Origin of the sequence: Enterobacter cloacae complex sp. IR5412 (genome assembly GCF_049237385.1) — a bacterium.
GTDB classification, from domain to species: Bacteria; Pseudomonadota; Gammaproteobacteria; order Enterobacterales; family Enterobacteriaceae; genus Enterobacter; species Enterobacter intestinihominis.
Map to the genome: position 1 here is coordinate 87816 of NZ_JBMKHQ010000006.1, position 11606 is coordinate 99421.

Annotated in this window: 1 pseudogene; it reads left to right on the forward strand. The window is 62.0% G+C overall.

The features are described from left to right. The first annotated feature begins 105 nt into the window (after positions 1-105). A pseudogene (locus ACOTX2_RS12870) lies at positions 106-11529 on the forward strand (BapA/Bap/LapF family large adhesin). Positions 11530-11606 lie beyond the last annotated feature (77 nt).

Here is an 11606-nt window from a genome sequence, read left to right on the forward strand (position 1 = left end):
CCTGTTTATTAAACAGTATTTTCGCCGGGAGCGCGTTCATCCCTTCAGAAACGATGGCTTTGTTCGACACGCCGTAACCAATCACTCTGCTGGAGTAATAACTGTATGAGCCAAATATCTGTTATATCTAAATTAACTGGCGTGGAAACGACCACGGAAGGGACACAGATAACACTCGATCACTCCTCAATCGTTAAGCTTAACGTGGATCGAGCCAACATCGCAGATTACTCCCGCAGCGGAAACGATCTGGTGATTACCCTCAATTCGGGCGAAGTGATTACCCTCAAGAATTTCTACGTCACTGATGCGCAGGGCGTAAGCCAGCTGGTGCTTGAAGAGAGTGACGGAGCGCTGTGGTGGATTGAAGATCCAACCGGTGCCGCGACCTATGAATCCATCGCCTCCACCGATGCATTACTGGCGGCGTCAGGGAGTGATGCTGGTGGCGCCGCTGCGTGGCCCTGGGTGCTGGGTGGCCTGGCCGCCGCAGGTGGGATTGCTATTGCGGCGGGAACCGGCGGTGGAGGTGGCGGAGATGACGATAACAACAACCCGAATCCCGGTAATCCGGGAAATCCTTCCGAACCTGATACTACGCCTCCGAATGCTCCCACTAATCTTCAGGTCTCACCTGACGGCAAAACCGTAACAGGTACGGCTGAACCGGGCAGCACGATTACCCTTAAAGATGCCGATGGCAACACCATTGGAACGGGCAAGGTCGGCAGCGACGGCAAATTTACTATCGATCTCGGTACGCCGCTCACCAACGGGGAGCAGATCACCGCCACGGCCACCGACCCGTCCGGCAATACCAGCCAGGGTGGTCAGGTCACAGCACCGGATCTCACCGCGCCGGATGCACCTGCCAATTTGGAGGTTTCGCCTGACGGCAAAACCGTCTCCGGTACGGCTGAGCCGGGCAGCACCGTGACACTGAAAGATGCCGATGGCAACACCATCGGAACGGGCAAGGCTGGCAGCGACGGGAAATTTACTATCGATCTCGGCACGCCGCTCACCAACGGGGAGCAGATCACCGCCACCGCCACCGATCCGTCCGGCAATACCAGCCCGGGCGTTCAGGTCACGGCACCGGATTCAACCGCGCCGGCTGCCCCCGAGATTGTCACCGTCAATGATAACGTGGGCACCGAAGCGGGCCCGCTGAGCAACGGACAACGCACGGACGATGCACGCCCGACGTTCAGCGGCATCAGTGAAGCTGGCACCGTTATTACCTTCTATGACAACGGCAGGCCGATCGGCACCGCCACGGTCGATGCTACCGGGAAATGGAGCTTTACCCCGTCGACCAACCTGTCTGAAGGAAACCACGCCATTACCACCACCGCGACCGATGCGGCAGGCAATACCAGCCCGGCGTCCACGGCGGTGACCTTCGTGGTGGATACTGTCGCACCAGGTGCCCCGGCCATCACCGGTATGACCGATGACGTTGCGCCCAATACCGGCGTGCTCGGAAGCGGAAGCACCACTAACGATCCGCGCCCGCAGCTCACCGGCACGGCGGAAGCGGGCTCTACGGTCACCATCTATGATAACGGCATTGCCATTGGCACAGCGGTTGTAGGCAGCAACGGAAGCTGGAGCTTTACGCCGTCGGTTAACCTGAGCGAAGGCAGCCACCAGCTTACCGTACGCGCCACCGACATCGCCGGTAACACCGGTCCGGCCTCGCCGGCCTTTACCGTAACGGTGGATGTCACCACCCCGCCGGTGCCGACAGGATTTATCGTTAACGATGACACCGGAGGGCTGAAAGGCACGATTACCGCCGGGCAGTTTACCGACGAGTCGCAGCCCCGCCTGACGGGCCGAGGAGAACCAGGCAGCACGATTACGGTTTACGATAACGGCGTTGTGATTGGCAGCACAACGGTTCTGCCGAACGGTACCTGGAGCATCACGCCGACAACGCCGCTGGCAGAGGGTGCACATTCGATTACCCTGCGCGAAACCGATGCGGCAGGCAACCAGAGCGGCCTGTCTCAGCCGATCAACTTTACCGTCGATCTTACGCCGCCAGACATGCCGGAGGCGACGCTCAATTCGACAGGCACGCAAATCACCGGTACTGCCGAGCCGGGCAGTAAAATTGTCATCACCAACAACGCCGGGGTGCAAATCGGGACCGCCACTGCCGACAGCAACGGCAACTACGTCGCCAACCTGAACCCTGCACAAGTGAACGGCGAGATCATCTCCGTGGTCGCCTCCGATGCTGCAGGCAACCAGAGTTCACCGGCGCTGGTTAACGCAGCGGACATCACCGCGCCTGCCGCACCGGGTAACCTGGTGGTGGCGGAAGACGGGGCAAGCGTCAGCGGAACCGCCGAGCCAAACAGCACGATTATTATTAAAGCGCCGGACGGTACGATTATCGGCCAGGCCACCGCCGGTCCGGACGGCACCTTTACCATCCCGATTTCGCCAGCCCAGACCAACGGCGAAGCCCTTGAAGTGACGGCCACCGACGGCAGCGGCAACACCAGTCCGTCCGGCTTTGCCGACGCGCCAGACAGCACGCCACCGCTGGCACCGGAAAACGTGGTGATCTCTGCCGACGGCACCACGGTAACCGGTACAGCCGAGCCGGGCAGCACCGTCACCATTCGTGAAAATGGCGTTTAGGTCGGGGAAGCGGTCGCCGACGATCAGGGTAATTTCAGCGTTGATCTGATCCCGCCGAAAGCTAACGGCGAAGCCCTGACCGCAGATGCCACCGATACCGCCGGAAACACCGGCCCGACCGCGCCGTTTGACGCGCCGGACATCACCGCGGCACAAACCCCGGTCATCACAGGCGTGGAGGATGATGCGCTCGACGTCACCGGTCCTGTCAGCCAGAACGGTCTCACCAACGACAAAACCCCGACCATCAACGGAACGGGCGAGCCCGGCACGACGATCACCCTCTACAGCGGCACCACTGAAATCGGCACTGCGGTGGTTGGGCCTGACGGCCAGTGGTCCATCACGCTGGAAACGGATCTTCCCGACGGCGGGCACGTGCTGACGGCGACGGCGGTTGACGCCAACAATAACCTCAGCGGGACATCGAACACCTGGAGCATCACGGTGGATACCGCCGCGCCGGGCGCTCCAGCCATTACGCAGGTCATTGATGACGTACCGGGCCGCACGGGGCCGCTCGACAACAACCAAATCACCAACGACACGCTCCCGACGCTGAACGGTACCAGCGAGCCGGGCTCCACCGTGACGATCCGCCTGGACGGACAGGATATTGGTACTGCCATTGTGAACAACGGTGGCGCATGGACCTTCACGCCCACTACCGCATTAGGGAACGGGCAGCATACGTTCACCGTCGTCGCGAGCGATGCGGCCGGCAACACCAGCGCATCATCACCCGGCTTTACCTTTACCGTCGATACCACTCCGCCACCGGCAGCCACCCTTGACACCGTCTCCGATAACATCGGCACTGTGCAGGTTCCGCTTAACAGCGGGGATACTACCGATGACACGCTGCCGCAGCTGCAGGGAACCGCACCGGAAGGCACCACCATCACTATCTATGACGGGACCACCCTGCTCGGCACGGCCGTGCTTGACGGCAGCGGCGGCTGGAGCTTTACGCCAACCACGCCGCTGACGGACGGCCCGCATTCGCTGACGGTCCACGCGACGGATGAGGCGGGTAATACCACCATCTCGCCACCGTTTGAGCTGGCGATCGACACGACCGCGCCTGCAACGCCGGATATTCCTGAGATCACCGTGAACCCGGACGGCGCCACACCGGGGACGGCTCTGAATCCTGGGGAGACCACCCGCGATACCACACCAACCCTGAGCGGCTCGGGCACGCCGGGAGATACCGTAAGCATTTACGATGGCGCAACCAAAATAGGTGAAGCCGAGATCGATGGCGACGGTAACTGGAGCTGGACACCGGAAGATCCGCTCCCTGACGGCACCTACGATCTCTCCCTGACGGTGACCAATCAGGACAGCGCCGGGAACGAAAGCGCACCGTCCACGCCAGTGACCATTAGCATTGATACCGACGCGCCGGGCCAGCCGGGGATCCCGACGGTGACAGACAGCGTAAGCCAGATCACCGGGCCAGTGGACAACGGCTGAACCACCAACGATCCGCGCCCGGTACTGAGCGGCACCGGTACGCCGAATGACGTCATTACCATCTATGACCAGGTGGGTACAGGCGAGCCGCAGGCCGTGGGCAGCGTCACGGTGGACGGTAGCGGTAACTGGAGCTGGCGTCCTGAGAGCAACATTGGCGAAGGGACGCACCAATACACGGCGACCGCCACCGATGAAGCCGGCAATGAATCTCTGCCATCAACCGGTATCACGATAACGGTCGACACCCTCGCCCCGGATACCCCGCTCATCGGTTCCATTGGCGGCGCTCAGAATGGAGGCTCAACCAACGATAACACACCTGTCATTGGCGGAGGCGGCACGACCGGCGAAACGGTGATTATCTACAACAACGGCGTGGAAGTGGATCGCGTTGAGATCGCCAATGGCGAGTGGTCATACACCCTGCCGACACAAACCGATGGTCCGCTGAATATCACCGTCGCCGCGGTGGACGACGCGGGTAACCTGAGCCCGGTCAGCCCGGTCTTTAGCGTGACGGTCGATACGCAGGCACCGACCGTGCCGCAAATTGACGCCGTCTCTGACAGCCAACTGACTAACAGCGTGCTTTACACCCGCGACGGTACCCCAACCCTCACCGGGATTGGCGAGCCGGGTTCGAGCGTAACCGTTTCTGTTGATGGCACGCCGTCTCCGGTGGTCGTGGTGGTTCAGCCGAACGGGACATGGTCCTGGACAGCCGACCCCGCGCTTGCGGAAGGGCCGCACACCTTCTCGGTTGCCGCAAGTGACGCGGCGGGGAATACCTCCGCCAGCTCCGGCGATCTCAGCGTGACGGTGGATACGCTGCTTCCTGCAACGCCAACCAATATCACCATTGCCGCAGAGGGCACGCCGCTGACCGGTACGGCAGATGACGGAACCACGGTGACGGTGCGTGACGCCGGCGGCAATATCATCGGGACCGGGGTCGCGACGGGAGGCATCTTCTCCATCGCCCTCTCCCCGGCCCAACTGGATCCCGCGACGCTGACGCTGTCCGCCACGGACGCCGCAGGTAATGCAAGCCCGACAACCACCTTTGACGTACCGGACTCCCCGCTTATTCTGCCAGCGGTGCCGGTGATTACGGCAATCAACGATGACGCCGATCCCGTCACTGGCGATGTGAAAGATAAAACCACCAATGACACCACGCCTACCCTTACCGGCACCGCCGATCCGGGTAGCGTCATCACCATTTATCTGGATGGGGCGCTGGTTCCGCTGACCGAAATTGTTGCGGATACAGACGGCAACTGGAGCTACACGCCGCTACTGCCGCTCGCGGAAGGGCCGCACACCTTCGCCGTCACCGCCACAAACACCACCACCGGCGCGACCAGCGGGCAGTCGCCGATCGCGACTGTCACCGTCGACCTCACCGATCCGACCGCACCAGCCATCGGTGCGGTGACCGATGACGTAGGCCCGGTCATCGGCCCAATCGCTGACGGGCAGAGCACCAACGACAACCGTCCTACCCTGACCGGAACAGGCACGGCCGGGGACACCATTACGGTGTACGATGACGGCGACCCGCTGGGCACCGTTGTTGTCGGTCCGACCGGCACCTGGAGCTACACGCCGCCTGCGCTGGACGATGGCAGCCACACCCTGACCGTGACCGCCACCGACCCGGCAGGCAATGAGAGCGCCCCGTCGGCCGGGATCACCATCGTTGTCGACACCGTCTCTACCACGCCGGTGATTACCAGCGTGACGGATAACGCAGGCAATGCGGCAACGCCTGTCCCAAGCGGCGATCCAACCAACGACACTACGCCAACCCTGACCGGTAGCGCCGAGCCGAACAGCGTCGTCGCCATTTTTGATGGCGCTACGCAAATTGGTACGGTGGCAGCAGACGGCACCGGTGCCTGGACATTTACCCCTGAAACCGCCCTCGGCGAAGGGACGCATGACTTTACCGTCAGAGCGACGGATCCGCAGGGCAACGTCAGCCAGCCGTCCAACGCCTGGAGCGTCGAAATCGATCTGACTGCGCCACAGGTGCCGACGATCGTTACGGTCAGCGACAACGCCCCGGGAGGCGCAACCGGCCCGCTTACCGCCGGGCAGGTGACCAATGACACCACGCCAACCCTCAGCGGCACCGGCCAGGCGGGTACCATCATTCACGTGCTGAATAACGGCGTGGAGATTGGCACCACCACGGTCGACGGCAGCGGCAACTGGACCTTTACGCCGGATCCGGTACTGACTGACGGGACGTATAACCTGCGCGTTAACGCCAGCGATGATGTCGGAAACGTCTCCGCCAACTCGCCAGTGTTCGCCTTTACGGTGGATACCGCCGGGCCTGCGGCCCCGGTGGTTACCACGGTAATAGACGATGTCAGCCCGGGAACGGGAACCCTCGCCAGCGACGGCTCCACGAACGACACCCGTCCAACCTTCAACGGTACGGGGGAAGTGGGCGCAACGGTACACGTTATTGTCGATGATGTGGAAATTGGCACGGCGGTCGTCAACGCCCAGGGTAACTGGACCTTCACGCCGACCACTGAACTGGGCGAAGGGCCGCACGTTATTACCTTCAACGCCACCGATGCCGCAGGCAATACCGGGGTCACCTCACCACCGTTCAACCTGACGGTGGATACCTCGGTGCCCGAAGCACCGGTCTTTACCCCGGCCACTGACGATGCTGGTACCGTGCTGGGCCCGGTCGCCTCGGGACAAAGCACAGACGACACCACGCCAACGCTGAACGGCACCGCGGCGGCCAACGCGACCATCACCATTTATGAAAGTGGCCGTGAAGTGGGTACCGCCGTGGCGGACGCAAACGGCGTATGGAGCTTTACCACCGGTACGCTGGCAAACGGCAGCCACACCTGGACCGCCACGGTAACCGATGCCGCGGGCAACGTCAGCCCTGCCTCACCAGGCTTTACGCTGGTGGTAGATACGGCTGCGCCTGTCGCGCCGGTTATCACCCAGGCGATTGACGACGTTGGCACCATCACCGGGGCAATAGGTTCCGGCCAGACCACCAACGATCCTCTCCCGCGTCTGGTGGGGACCAGCGAGCCGCTGGCCACCGTGAATATTTATGAGGGCACCACGCTGGTGGGCACCGGTACTGCCGATGCCGATGGCAACTGGACCGTCGATATCACCGTGCCGCTGGACAGTGGGTCACACACCTTTACCGCAGAAGCAACGGATCAGGCGGGTAACACCAGCACGTCGTCCGCCGACTTCAGCCTGACCATTGACACCACACCGCCAGCGCTGCCGGTGCTGACCAGCATCACCGACGATGTCGGTAACGCCGCTGCGCCTGTCGCCAACGGCGGGTTAACCAACGACGCGCGGCCAACGCTCACCGGTACGGCAGAAGCCGGCGCGACGGTCACCATCTTTGATAATGGGGTACAGATTGGCACCGCAGTCGCCACCGGCGGCGCGTGGAGCTTTACGCCTTCCACCCCGCTGGCTGACGGGCCGCATAATCTGACCTTCTCCGCCACCGACGCGGTGGGCAACGCCAGCGCGCAGACCGGCGGTTACACCATTAATGTGGATGCCACCGCCCCTGTCGCACCGGCAATCACCTCGATTGAGGATGATGTGGGGACCGTCACCGGACCTGTTACTGGCACCAACCCAACCAACGACACCCGTCCGACCTTAAACGGTACGGCAGAAGCCAATGCCACCGTACGTATTTACGACGGCACGACGCTGGTGGGGACCGTCACTGCCGATGCCAACGGCAACTGGACGCTGCCGCAAACTAGCACCACGCTGACGGAAGGCGCGCATAACTTCACCGCAACCGCCACCGATGCCGCGGGCAATACCAGCGTGGCTTCACCGATTATCACGATTAACGTTGACCTGACGCCGCCACCAGCCCCAACCGGGCTGGCGGTGATCACCAACGGGACGCAGGTCACCGGTACAGCGGAAGCGGGAAGCACCGTCACCATCACCAGCAGCACCGGAACCGTGCTTGGAACGGCCGTCGCGGACGGTAGCGGAAGCTTCAGCGCCACCATCACCCCTGCACAGACCGCCGGTGAATCCCTGATCGTCTTTGCTACCGATAAGGCCGGTAACGCGGGTATCACTACCTCCGTGATTGCCCCGATCACCACAATCCCGAACGCGCCTGTTATCGCCAATATTGACGATAACGTTGGCACGGTGACGGGCAACCTGACCAACGGGAATACCACCGATGACACCACGCCAACCCTGAGCGGCACGGCGCAGCCGAACACGACCATCACCCTCTATAACAACGGGGTGCTGATGGGCACGGTCACCGCGAATGCCAGCGGCAACTGGAGCTTCACCACGCCGGTGCTGAGCGAAGGCCCGCATGCCTTCACCGCCACGGCGAGCAACGGCTCGGGCACCAGCCCGATTTCCACGTCAACCACCATCATTGTCGATCTCACTGCGCCAACGGCTCCAACCGGGACCTTCAACGCAGACGGCAGCGTACTGACCGGTAGCGCTGAAGCGGGCAGCACCGTCACCATCCGCCTGGCGGATAATTCAACGGTCACCGCCACGGCGGACAGCAACGGTTCCTGGAGCTACACCTTCCTCAATAAACAGACGGAAGGTCAGACGCTGCAAATCACCGCCACCGATGCGGCAGGCAACGTTTCGCTGCCCGGCTCAGCCCTTGCGCCGGTGGTGCCGCTCTCTGCCAGCACCAACGCTGAAGAACTGGCGCTCACGACCACCGCCACGGTGACCAACTCGCAGTACAGCGACTATGGTTTCCTGCTGGTAGGCGCCTTAGGTAACGTGCTGACGCTGCTCGGCAACGACACCGCGCAGGTAGGTTTCACCGTCGGCAACGGCGGCAGTGCGGATATTGCCGTGAACGCCAACGCCACGGGTGCCGTTCTTTCCCTGCTCAATACCCTTGAGCTGGTAGTACAGCGCTTCGACGCCGCCAACAACACCTGGACCACCGTGGTCGATACCGGGCAGCCGCAGTTCGCTGACCTGTTGACCCTCGGCGCGACGGGGGTGTCGCTGAACCTGACCGGGCTGGCGAATGGTCAGTATCGCGTCCTGAGCTACAACACTAACCTGCTGGCAACCGGCTCTTACACCAGCCTCGATGTGGCGGTGAAAGAGACCAGCGCAGGCACCGTGTCCGGCGAGACCAGCGTTGTCGGGAACGTCATCACTGACGTGGATCCAACCGCAGGCAGCGACAACGCCCCGGCGGGCACCACCGTCACTACGGTCACCAACGCCCAGGGCACCACCACCAGCGTTACGGCTGACGGCACGGTGATTCAGGGGCAATACGGCACGCTGACCATCAACCTGGACGGCAGCTATACCTATAACCTGACCAACACCAGCGCCGCCGTCATTGGCCGCACGGAGAACTTTACCTACACCATCACCCATAACGGCACCAGCGCCTCGGCAAATCTGGTTCTGTCGCTGGGCGAAGGCACTACCAGCAGCGGGATCGTGGCCGTGGACGATACCGCCTCGCTGACCTTCGACACCACCGTGGAGGCGATCAACAACGGCACCTCGTCGCAGGGCGGCTTTACCCTGGTGGGGATCAACCTTGGCAATACCCTGGGGCTGAACCTGCTGGACGATCTGGCCAACCCGATCATTTATAACGTGGAAGAAGGCACCACCCGCACCATGACCGTTCAGGCCTCCGTGGGCGGCGTCGCGCTGGCCTCGGTGTTCGACCTCTACATCTATAAGTTCAACAATGCGACGCAGACCTTCGAGCAGATGCGCGTTGAACCCGGCTGGCTGCGCGCGCCGCTGCTGGGCGGCACCTCCCCGCAGCTGACGTTGAACCTGCCCGCTGGCGAGTACCTGTTCCTGCTCAATACGGCGGCGGGGATCACCGCGCTGACGGCCTACACGCTGAACGTCTTGCAGGATCATGTCTACAGCGTGGCAAGCGTGAGCGAGAGCACGACCGGGGATGTGCTGGCGGATGATATTGCGCCAGCAGGTACCGTGGTCTCCGACGTTAACGGCGTAGCAGTGAACAGCAGCGGCCTGACGGAGATCACCGGCGAGTACGGTACGCTGCGGATCAACGCAGCCGGGGAGTACACTTACACCCTGGACAGCGGGGTCGGCGCTGACAGCATCAGCACGCCGGATACCTTCGTCTACACCATCACCGCGCCGAACGGCTCGAAAGACACGGCATCGCTGAACATCACCCCGACCGCGCAGCCAATGGACGCGGTGAACGATGTCAGCACGGCGATGGACGTGAACTCGGTGCACCGCACCGCCGCATACTCGGATACCACCGTCGGGTCGGCGAGCTGGAACGCCGCGCTGCTTGCCTCAACCCAGGGCAGCGGGAGCGGGACCTTCGTGGTGGATCCTAATACTGCACTGCATAACGTGGTTCTGTCGTTTAACGTCGCCTCGCTGCTGACCCTTACCGGGTTAACGGTCGACTGGACGCTGACCAACGGCACCACCACCCTCAGATCCGGCTCATTTAACGGCGGGCTGCTGCTGGGCGGCAGGGCGACGATCAACCTGACGGGCCTCGATCTGGAAGCGGGAACCTATACGCTGAACTATACCGGCAGAATGGGACCGCTGGGGGTGGGAAATATCACCGTTACCCCAAGCGTCACCGGGACCAGCTACTCCCTGTCGCAGTTTGACGCCACGGGCACCCACACCGTTGACGGCAATATCTTCGACGGCACCGGCTCCGCGGGCGCGATGGACCAGCTGCATTCGGTGGATACCCGTCTCAGCATTACCGGCTACGACGGCGTAACCACCACGCTGGATCCTTACACCGGCAGCACGCAGGTAAACATCACGGGTCACTACGGCACGCTGGCGATTGCCGCAGACGGCAGTTACACCTACACACTCAACCCGGGGATATCGTTCTCTACCATCACCAGCAAGGAGGTCTTTAACTACACCCTGACCGACGCCAACGGCACCCGGGATACCGCCTCGCTGACCATCAATATGGCACCGAAATTTGTCAGTTCGGAACATAACGATGTGATTAGCGGCACGGCCTACGGCGACACGCTGATTTATCAGGTGTTGAACACTACGGCGGGTAACGCCACCGCAGGTAACAGCACGGGTGACCACTGGACGAACTTCTCCTTGTCGCAGGGAGACAAGATCGACATTGGCGATCTGCTGGTGGGCTGGAACGGTAGCGCGTCGACGCTGGGGAACTATGTCTCTGTTTCACAAAGCGGTACCAATACTGTGATCTCCATCGACCGTGACGGCACGGGAGCCGCCTACACTAAATCTACGCTCGTTACGCTGGACAACGTTCAGACCACCTACGACGAGCTTGTAAACCAGCAACACATCATTACCTGATAGCACCTGCAAGAAATGACCCGGGCGCGCACAGCGCCCGGGCATAAACAAAAAAGCAGTACTTTTTTATTAGGGAC